The sequence below is a fragment of the Salinibacterium sp. NYA9b genome (assembly GCF_976973725.1).
Genome location: NZ_OZ333476.1, coordinates 1,281,759 through 1,299,128, shown reverse-complemented (window position 1 = coordinate 1,299,128; position 17,370 = coordinate 1,281,759). Strand labels below are relative to the sequence as shown.

At 64.2% G+C, this 17,370-nt stretch carries 14 protein-coding genes; 11 read left to right on the top strand and 3 right to left on the bottom strand.

Annotation, left to right across the window (positions count from 1 at the left end):
* Window positions 1-534 precede the first annotated feature (534 nt).
* A complete protein-coding gene (locus tag ACWFSR_RS06150) occupies window positions 535-930 on the top strand; it encodes a hypothetical protein (protein WP_447523337.1) in 396 nt (131 codons plus the stop codon).
* A 104-nt stretch (window positions 931-1,034) separates the two neighbouring features.
* Here ACWFSR_RS06150 and ACWFSR_RS06145 read toward each other — a convergent pair whose 3' ends face one another.
* Entirely contained in the window at window positions 1,035-2,084 is a 1,050-nt protein-coding gene (locus ACWFSR_RS06145; protein WP_447523336.1) for a response regulator transcription factor, read from the bottom strand.
* A gap of 77 nt (window positions 2,085-2,161) precedes the next feature.
* Here ACWFSR_RS06145 and ACWFSR_RS06140 point away from each other — a divergent pair, with 77 nt between their 5' ends.
* The 4 genes from ACWFSR_RS06140 (at window position 2,162) to ACWFSR_RS06125 (ending at window position 7,626) form a co-directional block, all read left to right on the top strand.
* Window positions 2,162-2,779, top strand: a complete 618-nt coding sequence (locus ACWFSR_RS06140; RefSeq protein ID WP_447523335.1) for a hypothetical protein — start codon at window positions 2,162-2,164, stop codon at window positions 2,777-2,779.
* Window positions 2,780-2,891: 112 nt separating this feature from the next.
* A complete protein-coding gene (locus ACWFSR_RS06135; protein WP_197154093.1) occupies window positions 2,892-3,914 on the top strand; it encodes a 3-oxoacyl-ACP synthase III in 1,023 nt (340 codons plus the stop codon).
* Window positions 3,908-6,664: an alpha/beta fold hydrolase gene (locus ACWFSR_RS06130; protein ID WP_447523334.1), complete on the top strand. Its 2,757-nt coding sequence runs from the start codon at window positions 3,908-3,910 to the stop codon at window positions 6,662-6,664. The genes ACWFSR_RS06135 and ACWFSR_RS06130 overlap by 7 nt, the downstream gene beginning before the upstream one ends.
* A complete protein-coding gene (locus ACWFSR_RS06125) occupies window positions 6,661-7,626 on the top strand; it encodes an NAD-dependent epimerase/dehydratase family protein (RefSeq protein WP_447523436.1) in 966 nt (321 codons plus the stop codon). The genes ACWFSR_RS06130 and ACWFSR_RS06125 overlap by 4 nt, the downstream gene beginning before the upstream one ends.
* Before the next feature lie 588 nt (window positions 7,627-8,214).
* Here the strand turns inward: ACWFSR_RS06125 and ACWFSR_RS06120 are convergent.
* Window positions 8,215-8,748: an AfsR/SARP family transcriptional regulator gene (locus tag ACWFSR_RS06120; protein WP_197110055.1), complete on the bottom strand. Its 534-nt coding sequence runs from the start codon at window positions 8,746-8,748 to the stop codon at window positions 8,215-8,217.
* A gap of 392 nt (window positions 8,749-9,140) precedes the next feature.
* Between ACWFSR_RS06120 and ACWFSR_RS06115 the strand changes: the two genes are divergently transcribed.
* The 6 genes from ACWFSR_RS06115 (at window position 9,141) to ACWFSR_RS06090 (ending at window position 16,830) form a co-directional block, all read left to right on the top strand.
* Window positions 9,141-9,335 carry a hypothetical protein gene (locus ACWFSR_RS06115; protein WP_197135345.1) on the top strand — a complete coding sequence of 65 codons (195 nt, stop codon included), beginning with the start codon at window positions 9,141-9,143 and terminating at the stop codon, window positions 9,333-9,335.
* 79 nt (window positions 9,336-9,414) lie between these two features.
* Window positions 9,415-11,634 (top strand): hypothetical protein, encoded by a 2,220-nt coding sequence (locus ACWFSR_RS06110; protein WP_447523333.1) that lies wholly within the window; start codon window positions 9,415-9,417, stop codon window positions 11,632-11,634.
* On the top strand, window positions 11,627-12,919 hold the full coding sequence (locus ACWFSR_RS06105; protein WP_447523332.1) for a hypothetical protein: 1,293 nt from the start codon (window positions 11,627-11,629) through the stop codon (window positions 12,917-12,919). The genes ACWFSR_RS06110 and ACWFSR_RS06105 overlap by 8 nt, the downstream gene beginning before the upstream one ends.
* 15 nt (window positions 12,920-12,934) lie before the next feature.
* Entirely contained in the window at window positions 12,935-13,489 is a 555-nt protein-coding gene (locus tag ACWFSR_RS06100) for a hypothetical protein (RefSeq protein ID WP_447523331.1), read from the top strand.
* 10 nt (window positions 13,490-13,499) lie between these two features.
* Window positions 13,500-14,744, top strand: a complete 1,245-nt coding sequence (locus ACWFSR_RS06095; RefSeq protein ID WP_197135341.1) for a hypothetical protein — start codon at window positions 13,500-13,502, stop codon at window positions 14,742-14,744.
* A gap of 1 nt (window position 14,745) precedes the next feature.
* Window positions 14,746-16,830, top strand: coding sequence for a peptidoglycan-binding protein (locus ACWFSR_RS06090; protein WP_447523330.1), 2,085 nt, complete (start codon window positions 14,746-14,748; stop codon window positions 16,828-16,830).
* Between the two features lie 324 nt (window positions 16,831-17,154).
* Here the strand turns inward: ACWFSR_RS06090 and ACWFSR_RS06085 are convergent, their stop codons facing one another.
* Window positions 17,155-17,367: a hypothetical protein gene (locus tag ACWFSR_RS06085; protein WP_447523329.1), complete on the bottom strand. Its 213-nt coding sequence runs from the start codon at window positions 17,365-17,367 to the stop codon at window positions 17,155-17,157.
* Window positions 17,368-17,370: the final 3 nt, after the last annotated feature.

Sequence of the window (17,370 nt, the reverse complement as noted above, 5' to 3'; positions counted from 1 at the left end):
CTACTTGTAGACGAGGCCCGGCACTCCGAGAAAGCGGTCGTCAAACTGACCCACAACCATACGATTAAGTGAAAATCGATCCTGCCCAGGGAATGCCCTGCCGACTGTGCCCAGAAAGGTCATGACGAAGTCTCATGCGGGCCTTGAACTTGTCCCGAGGCAGGTAGCCGGCACCGATGAAGGACCGTACTGCATAGAAGCGGTCACGTCGCTAGTTGAAATGGGTGTCCCGCTCGGTTTCGATCTCGAATCACATCGTGTCTTTACGTTCGCCCACAATGGAACGGTCGACGGGATCGTTGCTATATGAGTTGGAGAGCACGATTTCGGAGAGAGATTCCTTGCAAATCACGGCACCTTCAAGGAGATGCCGGCCACATGATTGTCGTGTCAGATCTGAGGGTATTTCGATCATCACCCGCCGATGTGAACCCCGGGCTGGAAGCTGCAGAGCGCGTTCCAGCCTGCGACACGCGCGAACGCCGCTCGCGCTACCAGAAGGCAAGGCTCAGCCAACTGGCGTAACTAGGCCTCTTGCTTACTGAGCCCGCGGGCCTCGCTCGGCGGAGGTTCCGGGCCGGAAATGCCAACACGCGCTTCAACAATGTTTCCCTGTTGTCGGTCGCGAGCACACTACCCAGCCGGGTAACCACATCAGAAGACCTTGAGACGCGTCTCGCCCCGGCGTTTTCGCGCCTCGCGCTGCCCAGCAGACTTCTTCAACGGGTGGCCGGCGTGCTCGAGCGTCGCAATTGGGCTGCCGGTGAAACATCCGACGACGCCACCGTCTCTGCAGGCCAGCGCGCGCTAGCTGACGCCGGTGTGGATGCCTCTGAAGTCGGCCTCCTCATTAATCCGTCGGTCAGCCGCGAGCACCTCGTCGAATTCGGGGAACGTGTAGCCGTCGCACCGCGCCTTCGAACCAGCTGAACCACACGCTGGCACGATTGCGAAACTGGGCCCCGCTCGAAGAATTGAGAGCTAGTACTTGCCTCGGCACCAGTGCGAACAATGACGCAACCCAAATCTCAGCTCTAGCGATTCTCCAACGAGCACGCTCGTTGTTCCATCAGCTCGCGCAACCGGAGCACCGCCGCAGCACGACTCGTGACTTGCAGCACGCGAAATACCCCTTCGAGGTGCTTCTTCACGGTTGACTCCGACATGCCGAGTTCGCGCGCGAGCTCGTTGTTCGAACCTCCGGTGCGCGCGAGGGTGAGCAGCACTTCGGCCTGACGACGGGTGAGACCTGCCACCAAGAGCGCGTTCGTGTCCGCTGCGACATCCTGTTGCCTACGCAACAGCAGCACCGTGGGGCCAAGCCGCACCGGATGCACGATGCACTGCCAGCGGTGCGTGCCGATGATCACATCGTGACGAGAATCGTTGCCCGGCGCTTGCGCGGTGTCGGCGATGATTGACGCGAGGCTGTCGGGAACACGGGCTCCGGCATCCAATACCGTCGACGACGACGCCTCCACCACGCCATCCGAGCGCACCGACACGACCGCCCAGGCGTAACGGTCCATCTCTGCATCCACGAGGCGGGAACGCTCAGCATCAAGCGACGAACGGTGGTGCATCGCGAGATGACCGCTCAGGGCGTCCATGACGGCAACGTCGCGATCGCTGAACTCCCCCAGCTGCTCGCTACGGTTCAGGGCATAGGCGACCACGACATCCGGTGGCGACGGCAACTGCGTCACCAGCTGAAAGCGCACGCCGAACGGTCCGTAGAAGTGGCGGTAGAGGTCGGTGCCGGTGACATCCGCACCGCCCACAACATCACAGAAGCGGATAGCGCCGAGCCCGCGCGCGGAGTTCGCCGCCGCGTTCAGCGGATGCTGGTGAAAATACTTGTCGTACTCAGGCTTGAGCCGGGTCGCTTTGGCAATCTCGGTGGCGGGCGAAATCACGTACCGAAAGTCGCGGGTGGCCAGGACCATGTCATTGAAGGATGCACTGTCGCAGTCGATGACTTCGCGCACAGCCTCGAGCACATCCGCAAATTCGAGGGGCGGATGCTGCGTAAGCCGACTGGCAACTCGCAAGACGGCTTGCGCATCAGAATCGCTGAGTCCCATGCTCAAATACCCTACCCGCGCGGCTACGCCGAAAGACGTATTGCACAACCACTCTGACGGCGAGGAACCTTGATCTCATGACAACTGCGCACTCATCCCTCATGCCCTCTTCCGTTCTCTGGGCGCGCAAAGCACGACTCGCAGCAATCGTTCTCGCTGTCACCGCAACGCTCGCTGCGTGCTCCCCCGCTGCCGACGAACCCGCAGACTCTGCCACGACAGAAGAAACGACGACAGCGGATGAGACGACGGGTGACGAAGGAACACCAGACGAGCCTGCTGCCGGTGGCTTCAGCTCCGACGATGTCGGCAACGCCACGCTCCGCATCGACGGCGTCGAGTTCCCGGATTTCACCGGGGAATGCGACATCAGCAGGCAGGCAGGCAAAGAAGACGTCGGAGACCTGAGCGAGCCTGGACTCTTCATGATCATCGCCCTCGACAATGTGAAAGCACACGAAGAGATGTCTATGAACCTCGTGTCAGTCGCTGATGGTGGATTCAGATTTGGAGACCTCGTAGAAGCTGCAGGGGTTGGCAGCCCCGCCAAGGGCGAACTAACGCCGCAGTCGGAACTGGGGCCGCGAACGGCCGATGGCAGCCGCGACATCGTCGAACTGCGCTTTGCCGGAGCCTTCGAAGACGGCACCCCAATCGAGGCAGACATTGTCTGCGAGCTGCAGAACGCGTTCTAGCTCGCGACACGCGCGAACGCCGCTCGCGCTACCAGAAGGCAAGGCTCAGTCAACTGGCGTAAACTAGGCCTCTTGCTTACTGAGCCCGCGGGGCTCGCTCGACGGAGGTTCCGTGGCCGGAAATGCCAACACGCGCTTCAACAATGTTTCCCTGTTGTCGGTCGCGAGCACACTACCCAGCCGGGTAACCACATCAGAAGACCTTGAGGCGCGCCTCGCCCCGGCGTTTTCGCGCCTCGCGCTGCCCAGCAGACTCCTGCAACGGGTGGCCGGTGTACTCGAGCGTCGCAACTGGGCTGCCGGTGAAACATCCGACGATGCCACCGTTGCCGCAGGCCAACGCGCGCTAGCCGAAGCCGGAGTGGATGCCTCTGAAGTCGGCCTCCTCATTAACACTTCGGTTAGCCGAAAGCACCTTGAGCCGTCGGTGGCGGTGCGCCTGCACCATGGCCTCGGCCTGCCCAGCTCGGCCATCAACTTCGACGTCGCGAACGCGTGTCTCGGTTTTGTGAGCGGCATGAACCTTGCCGCGAACATGATCGAGTCGGGCCAGATTCGCTACGCGATCATTGTCAATGGCGAAGACGCCGACGACATCCAAACCAACACCATCGACCGCCTCCTGAAGCAGGATTCCGATCGTGACGGCTTCATGAGCGAATTCGCGTCGCTCACGCTCGGCTCGGGAGCTGCCGCTGCCGTACTCGGACGCACCGACGAACACCCGGCCGGGCATCCGATTCTCGGTGGCGTCACTCGCGCGGCAACGCAGTTCCACGAACTCTGTGTCGGCAGCGTCGACGGTATGTTCACCGACGCGAAAGCCCTTCTCAAAGGTGGCCTCGACCTCGTCGTTTCGGCGTGGAAAGAGGCATCCACCGAATGGGATTGGTCAGCGATGGATCTGTACGTCACCCACCAGGTGTCGTCGGTGCACACCAACGCCATCGTCAAGGCAGCAAAACTCGACCGCGATCGCGTGCCCACTACTTTCCCGCAGTACGGCAACGTCGGCCCGGCGTCGATTCCCATCACGCTTGATGAAGCGCAAGGGTCGCTCAAGAAGGGCGACCGCGTTCTCCTGATGGGCGTGGGTTCCGGCCTCAACACCGCAATGATGGAGCTCGCATGGTGACTGAAGCCGCTTCCCGCCCGCCGCACGACCTGCCCGGGCTCGACCCGCGCTTCAGCCGAGTTACCTCCGTGCCCGGTAGCGGTGTGGATGCGGGACTCACCCGCGACTGGCACTACCTCGACACCGGCGACGAGTTGGCTCGCCTCGGCGTCCCCGTTGCCGGCACTATCTTGGCCGTTCACGGCAACCCGACGTGGTCGTACTACTGGCGCGAGCTGCTGACGCAATCGCTGCAGGCTGCTGAGGCTGAGGCTGAGGCTGCGGATGCATCTGGTAGCGCGGCGCCCGCGTGGCGCGTCATCGCCGTCGACCAGCTCGACATGGGCTTCTCTGAGCGCACCGGCATCCATCGTCCGCTCGCTCAACGAGTCGCCGATCTGAGCGCGTTCACCGACGCACTGTCTCTTGACGGCCCCGTGATCTCGCTAGGTCACGACTGGGGCGGCGTCGTCTCGCTCGGTTGGGCTGTCGATCACCCGGAGCATCTCTCGGGCGTCATGCTGTTGAACACGGCCGTCCATCACGAGACCAGCAAGCCAATCCCCGCGCCGCTGCGGCTGGCGCGCGCCCGTGGGATGCTGGCGGCATCCACCGTGCGCACCACCGCTTTCTTGGAGACCACGCTCGCGCTCACGACCGATTCGCTCGAACCGGCCGTGAAAAATGCGTACCGCGCGCCGTACCGCACGGCAGCACGTCGTGGCGGAATCGGCGGCTTCGTTGCCGACATTCCCGTCGATGCCAATCACGAAAGCTATCGCGAACTCGACCGGATCGCCAGCGCTGTGGCCACGCTCGACCTGCCGGCGCTCATGCTGTGGGGTCCGCGCGATCCGATCTTCAGCGACTACTACCTCGACGACCTCATCGAACGCCTCCCGCACGCGAACGTCCACCGCTTTGAGGGTGCCGGCCACCTCGTTGCCGAAGACGTTCCGTACGCCGACTCGGTGCTGACCTGGCTCGGCGACAATGCTGCGAGTCTCGCGAACCCGGGCTCGGCTTCGCCGTCGCCCCGGGAAGCGTTCGCTGCAGCATCCGCCTCCGCCGACGCCGACGATTCGAGCTTCGTGCCGCTCTGGCGCAACCTTGATGAACGCGCCGGCGACACCACCACCGCCGTGATCGACATGTCGACGCGCGGGCAACGCGGTCCTCAGCAGGTCAGTTGGCGACAGCTCTCGGACCGCGTGAGTCAGATCGCCGCCGGCCTCACCGCGATCGGTGTGACGAAGGGCCAGCGGGTCTCGTTGCTCGTCCCGCCCGGGCCGACACTCACCGCAGTGGTCTACGCCTGCCTGCGCATCGGCGCCATCATCGTCGTCGCGGATGCCGGCCTCGGCGTCAAGGGACTCACCCGTGCCGTGCGCGGATCGTGGCCCGACTTCATCATCGGCGAAGCCCCCGGCCTCACCGCCGCCCGCACGCTCGGTTGGCCCGGAGTGCGCATCTCCACCGCGCGACTGCCCAAGGTTTCCGCCGCAACGCTCGGAGTCTCGTACAGCCTGCGCGACCTCATCACGCTCGGCGCCAACACAGCCCTCCCCGCCGAACCGCGGGCTGAGGATGACGCAGCGATCCTCTTCACGTCAGGTTCAACCGGCCCGGCCAAGGGCGTTGTTTACCGTCACGGCCAGCTTTCTGCTCTGCGGGACGTGCTTGCGCGCCACTTCGAAGTCACCGCCGACACCGGGCTTGTCACCGGATTCGCTCCGTTCGCCCTGCTGGGTCCGGCACTCGGCACACGATCAGTGACGCCTGCGATGGATGTCTCGTCTCCCCGCACTCTCACCGCCCGCGCCGTCGCGGCCGCAGTGGAAGCATCCGGGGGCAGCATGGTGTTCCTCTCCCCCGCCTCGATCCTCAATGTCGTGGCAACCGCGGGAGATCTCACCGCGCACGACCGCAGCGAACTCGAGCGCGTGCGCACCTTCCTCTCTACTGGGGCACCGATCGGCGCAGAACTGCTCGCCTCGGCAGCCACCATCATGCCGAACGCAACACCGCACTCGCCCTACGGCATGACCGAATGTCTCTTGGTGACGGACATCACGCTCGACGGCATCCGTGATGCCGCCGGTGGCACTCATACCGGCGTGTGCGTGGGCAAGCCAATCGGCGAGAACCTCATTCGCATCAGCGCACTCGATTCCGACGGCGCCGCAACCGGAACACCGAGCACTGAGCCCGGGGTTCTTGGCGAGATCATCGTCTCGGCGCCGCACCTCAAGGATCACTACGATCGCCTGTGGCTCACCGATCGCGCCGCTGCGCGCGAGACTGCTGTCGACACGGATGCCGCGGGCGCGACGACCGCACCCGATGCGCCCTCCGCTCGCTGGCACCGCACCGGAGACGTTGGCCACCTCGATGAACTCGGCCGCCTCTGGGTCGAAGGCCGCCTTCCTCACGTGATCGTGACAGCAACGGGCCCGATCGCACCGGTCGGCGCCGAGCAGGATGTCGAGGGCGTCACCGCCGTGCGCCGTGCTGCTGTTGTGGGCGTCGGCCCGCACAAGCTGCGCCAAGCTGTCGCGGTAGTGGAAACTATCTCGCCGACCCGGAAGCCTGGGCTCGCCGACCCCGAACTGACGGCGGCCATTCGCGCGAGCACAAACCTGCCTCTCGTAGCCGTGCTTGCTGTTCCTCAGCTCCCGACAGACATCCGCCACAACTCCAAAATCGACCGCACACGGTTGTCCGAGTGGGCCGAGCGACTGCTGGCTGGCGGAAAGCCGACCGCACCATGATCGTGCTCGTCACCGGTGCATCCGGATTTCTCGGTCGCGCGGTTGCCGCAGAAGCAGTCGCCGCGGGGCACGACGTGCGCACGCTGCAACGACGGCCTTCTGGTGTCGACGGTGTCACCGACTTCCTCGGTTCGATTACTGACCCGGAGAACGTCGCGACTGCGATGGAAGGCGTCGAAGGCGTCATCCACCTCGCCGCGAAAGTATCGCTCGCCGGCGACCCGCACGCGTTTCACTCGGTCAACGTTGAAGGAACGCGCCTCGTTCTTGCCGCGGCCGAGGCTGCGGGCGTCTCGCGCTTCGTGCAGGTGTCGTCACCCTCGGTGGCGCACTCCGGCTCCGCGTTAGCCGGCGTTGGTGCCGAGCCTGCGTCACCCGAACACGCGCGCAGCGAATACGCGCGAACAAAGGCGCAAGCCGAACTGCTCGCTCTCGCCAGCGATTCCGACCGGATGCGCGTGGTTGCCATCCGGCCGCACCTAGTCTGGGGTCCTGGTGACACCCAGCTCGTTGGCCGCATCGTCGACCGAGCTCGCCGTGGACGCTTGCCGCTACTCAATGGCGGCACCGCCCTCATCGATACGACCTACGTCGACAACGCCGCATCCGGAATCGTCGCCGCCCTGCACCGCGCCGACGTCGCCCACGGCAAGGCCTACGTTCTGACCAACGGCGAACCGCGTCCCGTTGCCGACATCCTGGCGGGCATCTGCCTCGCGTCGGGAGTTCAGCCTCCGCGCTGGAGTGTCCCGGCCGCCGTTGGACGCACCGCTGGCTCTCTCGTCGAACGAGTGTGGGCAGTGCGCCCCGGTGCGGACGAGCCGCCCATGACGCGCTTCCTAGCCGAGCAGCTGTCGACAGCGCACTGGTTCGATCAGCGCGACATCCGCGAGGCGCTCGACTGGTCGCCCGCCGTGAGTATTGACGAAGGCCTACGCCGACTCGCCCGTCACGAGCGTTAGCGGGTACGCTCGGGGCACGAGCCACTCGGCTCACAGGAGGACAACGTCATGGCCGATAAATCACCCAAGAAATCATCCGGCAAGACTGTAGCCAGCAAGTCTCTCAAAGAGAAGCGCGCTGACAAGAAAGACAAGGCCGCCGGCAAGCGCAAGGACTAGAACTTGGTCAGCGGCGCGGGTGCTTCTTCGAACGGAAGCGCCCGACCCGCTGATGGGCGGTTGTGCACCGATACCGCAGCCCACGCGTCGCGCTCCATGTCCGCACTCAGCGGCGAATGAATCTGAACTACCAGTTGAAAACGTAGGTTGAACGGCGCGCAGAACTGGCGGTAGAGGTCGGTAGGGTGACATCCGCGAGCTGAAGAGGCGGATGCTCCGTGAACCGGCTCGGAAACTCGGCTGGGATTGGTCCTGGCCTGGGAGAAGTCTTCAAAGAGAGACTGGTCTTCACACGTTCTGGGTAGCCGACCCTGAAGCACGTCGACCAAACCAAGTCAGTGCATCGAGCACGTTTCCTATTCGCAGGCACGCGGCTCGAAGCTTTTCGAGGATCGTTGCGGAAAAAAGGAGCGTCGGTCCGCGTGCGTCCTACCGTCGCGCTGACGCCCTAGCGAGACCTAGGTTTGCCACCAGCCCCGTAAGTTGCGCGGAAGGGGCGACCCCGAGTTCGGTATCCAGAATCGCTGTGTAGTGCTTGACGTGGGCCAACGCGTCGGAGATATTGCCCTCGGCGAGGAATGCGGCGACGAGCGCTCTGCGTGGGCTCTCGCGCATCGGCTCCACCGCGATCGCGGCAAGTGCAGACTCGATCGCCTGCGCAAACTGACCCTTGCGACGGTACGACGCGGACATCTGCTCGAGAGCGTGCAGCGCCGTCATCCGAAAATGTTCACGCTCGATGTACACCCAGTCGTCGTCCCAGTCGGGCAGGAGCTCGTGCGCAAACCAGCCCAGCGGCACCACCACGCCTTCGTCGGGGTCGTGACCAGACGCGAGTGTGTCGGCAACACGAATGACGAGGTCGACGTCGGCCTCCACCTCAGCCCCGATCCATAGCATCTCGGCCTCGCCCTGGATGAGTTCGGGGAGCACCTTGCGCAGTCGCCACAGCGTAGATCTCAAGCAGGCGAATGCGTGATCCTGAGACGAATTGGGCCAGAGCACACCCGCGGCACGCGATCGTGGCACCGGCTGATGCTGCAGTCCAAGGTAGGCGACGAGCCGCGTCGCACTGGCCGGAATCGGGCGTGGCCTCCCGTCCTGGGTTACAGCGAACCCATTTAACAACGTGAGGTGCGTCCCACTTAGCGCGCCCATGTCCCACTCTCCACGGTCATCGTCGGCCCCTCCACGGGTCATCAATCGCGTGCCCACCACTCGCGGCTGGACCTCCACTTTATGACTGTTTGTCCTAGTTTGCGTCGATTGCGTCACCGCACTGTCACCGAGCGCTGTCGAGCGCGGAGATGCAACGGTGATGACGCGGTGATGGTCCCGCGATCACCATCGACGCTATGGATGAGGCACAACCACACGACGCCATGCTCTTCATTGCGGTGTGGCTCGAGGGAGGCCCGGAGCGGGCACTGCGGGTGAAAATCACTACCGTGGGCGATTACGCCGACGAAGTCTTCTACGCCACCACTGTTCCGGAGGCAGCCACCCAAGTGGAGCGGTGGCTGCGTCGTCAAGAAATGTCGCAACGGTGACGCTGCCATCACGCAGCGGTAACACTGCAGGGTTCATCGTGGGTCTCGCAACAGTCCACTTCAGCGGTCGTTGGGAGCAATGATGGAAACGGTTCACGGCACGTACGGCATGACGAGCGAGTCCTACCCACCCGCATTTACACCGCTAGTTGAGCCGAATCAGCTCCTCGAAGCAGGCACCGAGCCCCTGCAGCCGGAATCCCCTATGACCTCACCGTTCGCGGAGAGTTTCGCGACGCTCACCGAGGAGGAGTGGGAGGGTCAGGCACTCGAAGATCTCGCGAGCGAGATGGAGGATGAACAGTTCTCGGCTGCCGTCGACAGTCTGGTGAATGAGGCCGCGCGGCGCCATCTCAACGCAATGTCTGGGTGGCGCGAGGCCGAGGGTGGCTCTGCACTTGCGCAGAGCGACGTGGAGCAGTGGATGGAGTCCATCGTCTCCGAGGCGGAATACATGATCGATGAGCTGGAGCGCGAACACGACGGACAGTCACTCGAATGGTTTTCAGAACTTGAACTCGAAAACGAGTTGTTCGGTGCCGCCGAATACGAGGACAACGCTGGCAATCCGCTCGACTCTCAAGAACTCTTTTTCAAGGCCCTGCGGCGCAAGTTCAAGAAGGTGGTGAGTTTCGCCAAGAAGGTCATCAAGAAGGGCGTGAAGTTCATCGGCAATTTGAACCCGCTCAAGCGCATCTTCGCCGCCATCAAAAAGGCGGTGCGCCCGCTACTCAAGCGTGTCTTGCGCCGCGTGCTCGGCAAACTGCCACCACCATTGCGTGCCGTCGCGGTCCGTGTGGCCAAGAGGTTGGGGATCAAGACTGAGGTCAGCGAGCTCACCGAGGCCGAGGCGTTCGACCTCGACGTCGCGGGCGAACTCTTCGCCCCAGCGTTCAACACCGAGGGCGACTTTGAACACGAATCCGAATATGAGGGTGCACCCGGTGGCGACGCCTATGAGGCTGACGTCGCAACGCTCGACCGAGCCCGCGACCGCCTCGCGCATCAGCTCGCAGAAATGGAGAGCGGTCAGACGCCGCTGGCAGAGATGGAGCAGTTCTTGCCCGCCGTTATGCCGCTCCTCAAGATCGGCGTCAAGATCGTGGGCCGTAAGCGGGTGGTCGGCGTGGTCGCCAAGGCTCTCTCCGTCGTCATGGCTCCGCTGGTCGGGTCGCAGGCCGCAAAACTCCTGTCGCGCTACATCGCGGATTCGGGGTTGAAACTCATCGGCTTCGAGGCCGAGTCTGCCGCCAACGACCCCACGCTCGGAACATCCGCCCTCGTCGCGGCAGCTGAGGCGGCCGTGGCCCATGTCGCGACCCTCGACGAGTCTGTCCTTGACGACGACCGGCTGCTAGAGGGTGAGGTACAGGCCGCTTTCGCGGAGGCGGCCGCGCAACACATACCCGCTGCGCTCCTGCGCCCTGAGTTCGTGGACCCGTCGGCTGAGGGCGGAGTGTGGGTGTCGATGCCACGGGCAACCGCGCCAGTGTTTCGCTACAAGAAGTTCAGTCGGGTGATCCCGCTGCGGGTGCATAAGTCGCTCGCGCAGTCGGTGCGATTCACCAACGGAGAGACCCTGGAGTCGCGGATGCTCGAGGCAGGGGTCGAGGAGTGGCCCGCTGAGGGCGAACTGGAACTGTATGAGTTCCTGCCAGGTGGTGAGGTGGGCCACCTCACGGAGTACGAGTCAGACGGTGAAGCCTCGACCGCCGACGAGTTCGACGAGTTTTCCGAGGAAGTCGCCGGGATGCTGGCTCGCAACCGGCGCCTCGGCAGCAACGCCCGCGGGAGCGGGTCGCCGCGCAGGGTTTTCCGGATCAAAGTTGCGGGCAAGCGGCTGCGCAAGCGTTCCCCATTCTCAGTTCGACTCGACCTCTCGTCGCCACGACCGGAGATCCGCCTCTTGCTGCGCGTAGGCGAGCGCAGCGCCCATCGCATGGCGCGCATGCTCGACTCACGCCAACTTACCGAGGTAGTGAAGGTCGCGAGGTCGGTGTTCGGCGAGACTCTGACCGACGCGCTCGCGGCGCGGCTCGTCCACATGACCAAACGCCGCCAGATCACGATGCCGGAAGGATCCACCAAGAAATTGGCGGGAGTTCTGGTTACTGGGGCGATGACAGCCTTCTCGAAACAGCTCCCGGGGATGGCCTCGACGCTCAGTGCCGCCGCCAAGGACGCGGCCTCCGGAGTGACGCTCATGGTGACGTTCCGCTTCGCCGACAAGGCGGCGCTGATCGCCGCGTCGCCCGCGGAGCCCACGTTATCGATCAAAGCGGGGTACCACCGTGCCTAGTTCAGCAACAAAGCGCCAGCTCGCCGCGGAAATCGCCCACTGGTCGCTTGCCATCGACGCTCTCTATGATCTGGACACAGCGGCTTCTCCCGAGGGCTGGCGATCGCTCGAAAGTTATCTGAGCCGCAAGTTGAGAGACCGCATGCACGCCATGGTCGCGGAATTGCGGTCAGAGGGAGCCGACCTCATGCGCTGGCACGATGCCGGCGGCGAACCACACGAGGTGAGGCGCCGCCTACTCCGGCTGCGATCGCGTTACCTGCGCGCGGAGACGATCCTCGACTTCTATAGCACCGCGATCAACTCGCGATCCAATCCCACAATGGGATCGTTGCTGCGCGGCTACGACACGCTCGCGACCGACTCCATGGCTGCGGCTCTGCTCCCCCTCGGGCACGAGCCCATCCCGGCACTCGTCTACGCCGCGATCGGCAAGGGAGCGAGCGTGCTGCGGGCCGATGTCCAATTGTGGGACCACGCGCACCCCTCACCGGCCGCGGCCATCAAACTCACCCGGCACAATTTGTCGCACCCTACGGCCCTGTTCCACGAGACAGGACACCAGGTATCTCACCAAATCGGGTGGAAGGCCGAGCTGGCCGAGGCGCTCGAGCGCGAGCTGTCCCCAGCGTCCCGCAACGTCGCGCTGATGTGGGCGTCGTGGTCGAGCGAGATCGCGGCTGACGTCCACGCCTGGGCGCAGAGCGGCTGGTCGTCAGTCGCGGCACTCGCCAACGTGGTGGACGGCAGCACTCGCGAGGTCTTCCACATCCGACCGGGCGACCCCCATCCGTTCCCCGCGGCGCGCGTGGCATTCAACGTCGCTATGTGCCGCAGTTGGTTTGGCGCCGGTCCTTGGGACGACCTAGGTCAGGCGTGGCAGGAGCGACACGACGTCGAGAGCGCGGGACAGGCCGGCGAATTCATGACAATCAGCTCAGGGATGATGGAGCGCATCGTGGAGGTCTGCACCCGTAGGCCGATGAAGGCGTTTCAGGGCGCGACCGTCACCCACCTGATCGACCCGATGCGCGTCAGCCCTAGCGCGCTCGCCGCGCTCGCAACTCAAGCGGGACCGTCGCTCCTCACATCCACGTATCTGCGCCGGCGCGAACCGTTGCGCATCCTTGGTTTGCTTTCTGCGCGGTCCCTTGAAGAGCCGCACAAGGCCGCCGAACATCGCGCGGTTCTCCGCAGTTGGGTTACCCAGGTGGGTGCCGATGCTATCGACGCCACTGGAGCGCGCACCAGCGTCACTTCGCCACCTTCAACACTTGTTGCCTAGGAAAGGAAAACCCTCATGACCACTAACGAGTCCACCGCACCCGCATCGACCGGGTGGGACGAGCGTCAATTCGAGGAGATGTTCGACAGGGCGATTGCACGCTTCGCCGGCGGGCCGTTGTCCGCGCCTCGCGACTCCGGGCCAACGCGCGAGGAGGTAGTTCAGTCGGACACGGCATTTCGGTACGGGATGATCACTGGTCTGCTGGGGAGAACCGGGCGAGGCGGCAAGTCCACGTTCAGCGGCTTTGTGCCGTCGACGCTGCACGGCAGAACGCTCGTCATCGAAATCCCTCCGCGTGCACGCCGCGGTGAGACGGTGGAGCTTACGCTGCGCACAAAATCTGGCGAGATCGACTACTACGATGCGGGCGAATTGTCCGACGCAGGCACCGTTGAGGTGCCAAGTCAATCATCCGGATCCGCAGTGGTACTCGCGGTGGTGTACGACTCCGCTGGTCGCATGATCGCTGCGTCTGCGCACCCGACGAAGAGTTCGGCACATCTGCCCGAACCCGCTGTCGGTGCCCGCTCGAACTCCCCCAAATCGCCGAAATCACCCAAGAACTAGGAGAGAAGCAATGTTCCTCAATCTAGCGAACACGTTTGTAGCGCAGGGCAAGCCCGCCACATCCGTTTTTCTCGTGCACCCGGTCCAGCTCAGTCGATGGCTCGACGAGGCCTGGGCCGCGGGCGCCCTCGTTCCGCCCCTCCCTGGCGTCACTCCCCCGAATGCCGCTCCCCTGCTCGGCGCGAGCCAGATCATCGAGGACCTCAATCTGCCAACGCAGGCTGCAGGGGGGCTGATCGATCCATCCGGAATCAGCGTCACTAACCCCGACAACTGGTCGCGCGTGCGCGGGCCGCTTGAGGCTTCCCCTGGATCGGGCGGGCTGATCTGGCACCAGCTGATTTACGCCTACCTTGTCGAGAGCACCGGCGTCATGGAGATCTTCTCGGAGGTGGTGCGCAGAATGGTGCTCGGCGAGACCCTCGGCTCGCTGTCGCCCGAGAGTGTGAAGTGGCTGCGCAGCACGGAGGAACTGTTCTTCAGGGATCCGCCACTGTTTTCCATCGGCGGCGTGATCAGCGAGATGCGGCCCTACGCCCGCGTGAACCGCCGCAACGCCTACTGGCGGATGTTCGGGCTCGACCTCCCGCACCAGATCCCCAACATCTGGGGCGGCGCCACGACCCCCGACGCGTGGAAACAGGGAGTCGGGAGCGGAGTGAACCTCGACTTCCGCGAGAAGTGGACGGAGTTGTTGCGCCAGGTCTGGATGGGACTCGAGAACCGCAAGAACGCGGCAGGAGTTAACCCCACGGATCCGTCGTACGTCGCGCTGCTGTGCCGTGCGATCCGCGACATGCTGAATCAACGCAGGCAGGGCGGCGCGCTGGCGCGCGAGGAGTTCGCGTACGTGTCCGCGCTCAGCTGGTTCGACCTGACATTGCGCTCAGACTCGCCGATCGTGAAGGACCTCAAGGCCCAGGCGAGTACGCCAGACGGGCGTCTCACGGCCATCGCAGAGCGGGTGGGAATGAAGTCCGCCACCCGAAGCCGCGAATTGCTGGAGATGGCGGAACTCTCGTCGAGCGTTCTCCGCGCCATTGAGTTGGGAATCTTCGACGATCCGGTCCAGGCCGAGGCCCTCTACTCACCCGCGTCGCAGTTGACCGAGGACATGAACGACCTCATCAACCTGTGGCAGTCAGCAACAGGCGATCGAGTCAAAGAGCGTCCCACCGGCACTGCTGTGACCGCCAGCGCGCAGCCGCTGCGCGTGCCACGCCCAGAACTCGCGGCCACCCGCGCAGGTGCCTGACATGTCGACCGCAGATTACTTCGCCGCCCCGGCGTCGCCGTTTGGGGAGGTGTCGGACGTCGATGCAGACGGCGCCGCGCTGAGCGAGTGGGAGTCGTCCTCCGCCTGGGAGGACTTCGCCGACGACGAGGGGCCATCCATAGCTGAACCGGTGGGTGGGGATGTCACCGCGGAAGAAGACGGTTGGGAGACTTCCGAGGACGAGTGGGTGACAAGCGAGTTCTTCGACGAGGGTGCACGTGAGGCAGGCGACGAGTGGCAGCGGGAGCCAAGCGAGTCGCTGCAGGCCGAGGGCGACTTCGAGTCCGAACAGGAGTGCGAGGTCGACGAAGAGGATGAATGGGAAGCGAGCTTTGAGGATCAGGCATCTGCCCCTGCGCCAGCTCAGGTCGGCGCGCCCCACGCTCCGGTCCCCTCTACTGGCGCCCACTTCCCCGTGCGCTCCACCCACGCCCAGCCCACCGAGGTGAACTACAAGGCGAGCGACGGGACCGGCGTGGGAAGAAACGCGGGGCGCCGCTTCTCTGCAGGTCGACCCGCACGGGGTCCATTCACGCGGAGGCACTGCGCCGTCGATCTCAACGCCGAAATCGGCGACGAGGTTGTGGCGTGTGAAGACGGCCGCATCGTCGCGTTCTACGGGTTCTGCTGCGGACAAACCAAGACCACGTGGGCACTGCTCGTGGAACACCCACAAGTGGTCATCAACTACGGAGAGGTCTCGCCCGACTCCCTCACCCGTCACGGGCTCAAGGTCGGAGACACCGTGACAGCGGGGCAAACCATCGGCCTCATCGGGCGAAACCCCGGCGGGGGGCACATGCTCCACTTCGAGATGTATACCCGAGGAACCACACGCAACAAGCGGTGGACGCACGGTCAGGCAGCACCTGTGGGATTGCTCGACCCCACGACCTACCTGCTCGCGACGCTCGGCACCACAGCCTCGGGGCCGTCGCCAGCACCCCGTTCTGCCCCCACTCCGCCCACACCAGGACCAGTGCGCCCTACTTTGAGGCGCGGCGCCCGCGGCAGTGCTGTGCGGGAGCTTCAGACCGCCCTCTCGGCGGCGGGATTCGCTACAGCCAGCGACGGCATCTTTGGCGCGGGAACGCAGGCGAGGGTCAAGGCGTTCCAGGCGGCGCGAGGGCTGAGTGCTGACGGCGTCGTTGGTCCCATCACGTGGGCGGCTCTCGGGTCACCGGCCGCAAGTGCTGCTGCGGGCGCAGGCGCCGCCGGGGCAGGGGCGGGATCCGCGTCGAGCACGACGTCCTCGGGAGCGGCTGGGTCTGCGTCGACGAGCGCTAACCTCGCGGGAATCACACTCGGCACGCTCGAGTGCACGACGCCGCGGGGCACCTTCACGTACCCCTTCTCTGCGGACGACCTCATCTGGTCTGCCAAGTTGCTGGTGCACGAGGCCGGCGGCGCTGACAACGCCGACAACGCCGCCGTGCTGTGGGCGATGTTCAACAGCTTTGCGCTATTCACGCACACGGTTTATCCGACATTCACCCGCTTTATTAGGGCGTATTCCACGACACTGCAGCCAGAGTTGCGCAACCGGCGCGCGGCCGAACGACACTACAACCGGCCGAGTAGTCACTTTGTGCGCACCGGTGGCGTCTACCCGGGGACCAACATTCCCCGAGGTCAGTTGCAGCGTCACCTCGACGTGCAGCGACAGCCGTGGTCCGCCGTGAAGCTTTCCGCCCGCCAACTCGCGCAGCGCGCGCTTCAGGGCAATTTGCCTAACCCCGGCATCGGACTCGCGAGCGAGTTCGCTTCGACGCGGGTGTACTACAGGCAGAATCATGGCGGCGCGGAGCCGACCCTGCAGCAGTGGTTGGAGTACACCCACACGTTTGCACGGAGAAAAAACTGGCAGTTTGTGGGCGACATCTCGGGCCTCGACCCCCGCAAGAACGCCTTCTTCCTCGACAATCGCGCCAGGTCCTTGCCCACCGATGCCGTACGTGTAATCCCGGCAACTGGCGCCCGAGAGCACGAGTGGGAGTATGAGTTCGGCGAGATCGGCGAACTCGATGAGGCCTTTGGTGCGAGCGAGCACGTGGATGCGGGTTGAGGGCCGCGGCCAGGGACGCCAGGTTAGCCAAACCCACAATCCGTGAGTTCGGGGTATTTCAGTAGCTTGCGACAACACATAAATCACCCAAGAGATCATGCGGCAAGACTGTAGCCAGCAAGTCTCTCAAAGAGAAGCGCGCTGACAAGAAAGACAAGGCCGCCGGCAAGCGCAAGGACTAAAACCCGCTCAACGGCGCGGCTGCTTCTGTTAGCAGAAGCACCCTCCCCGCTGATGGGCGGTCGGGCACAGGTAACGGTGCCGCGATCATCCCTTGGGCTGAAGGATGACAGCTCGCAAACCGTCCACGTCGCCAGTGGCTGCCTAGGCTTCGTATAGACGCTCAGCGACCGTTTCGGCCGACGCAGGGGTTGCGAGGGCGAACCAGAGAGCGTTAGCTACTCGGGGACGAACATCGTCAATATCGACCTGGCTCAGAACCCAAGTAGCGGCGGCACGAGATACATCACGGAGCGAAACGTCGCCAAGCGTGGAGATCTCCGCCGTGAGGTCTGGAGCAACAGTGCTTAGTCGCACAAA

Bases quoted from the DNA above. Each gene is read 5' to 3' on its own strand.
- ACWFSR_RS06145 (WP_447523336.1), bottom strand. From the start codon at position 2,084: ATGGGACTCAGCGATTCTGATGCGCAAGCCGTCTTGCGAGTTGCCAGT.
- ACWFSR_RS06140 (WP_447523335.1), top strand. From the start codon at position 2,162: ATGACAACTGCGCACTCATCCCTCATGCCCTCTTCCGTTCTCTGGGCG.
- ACWFSR_RS06130 (WP_447523334.1), top strand. From the start codon at position 3,908: ATGGTGACTGAAGCCGCTTCCCGCCCGCCGCACGACCTGCCCGGGCTC.
- ACWFSR_RS06125 (WP_447523436.1), top strand. From the start codon at position 6,661: ATGATCGTGCTCGTCACCGGTGCATCCGGATTTCTCGGTCGCGCGGTT.
- ACWFSR_RS06115 (WP_197135345.1), top strand. From the start codon at position 9,141: ATGGATGAGGCACAACCACACGACGCCATGCTCTTCATTGCGGTGTGG.
- ACWFSR_RS06110 (WP_447523333.1), top strand. From the start codon at position 9,415: ATGATGGAAACGGTTCACGGCACGTACGGCATGACGAGCGAGTCCTAC.
- ACWFSR_RS06100 (WP_447523331.1), top strand. From the start codon at position 12,935: ATGACCACTAACGAGTCCACCGCACCCGCATCGACCGGGTGGGACGAG.
- ACWFSR_RS06095 (WP_197135341.1), top strand. From the start codon at position 13,500: ATGTTCCTCAATCTAGCGAACACGTTTGTAGCGCAGGGCAAGCCCGCC.
- ACWFSR_RS06090 (WP_447523330.1), top strand. From the start codon at position 14,746: ATGTCGACCGCAGATTACTTCGCCGCCCCGGCGTCGCCGTTTGGGGAG.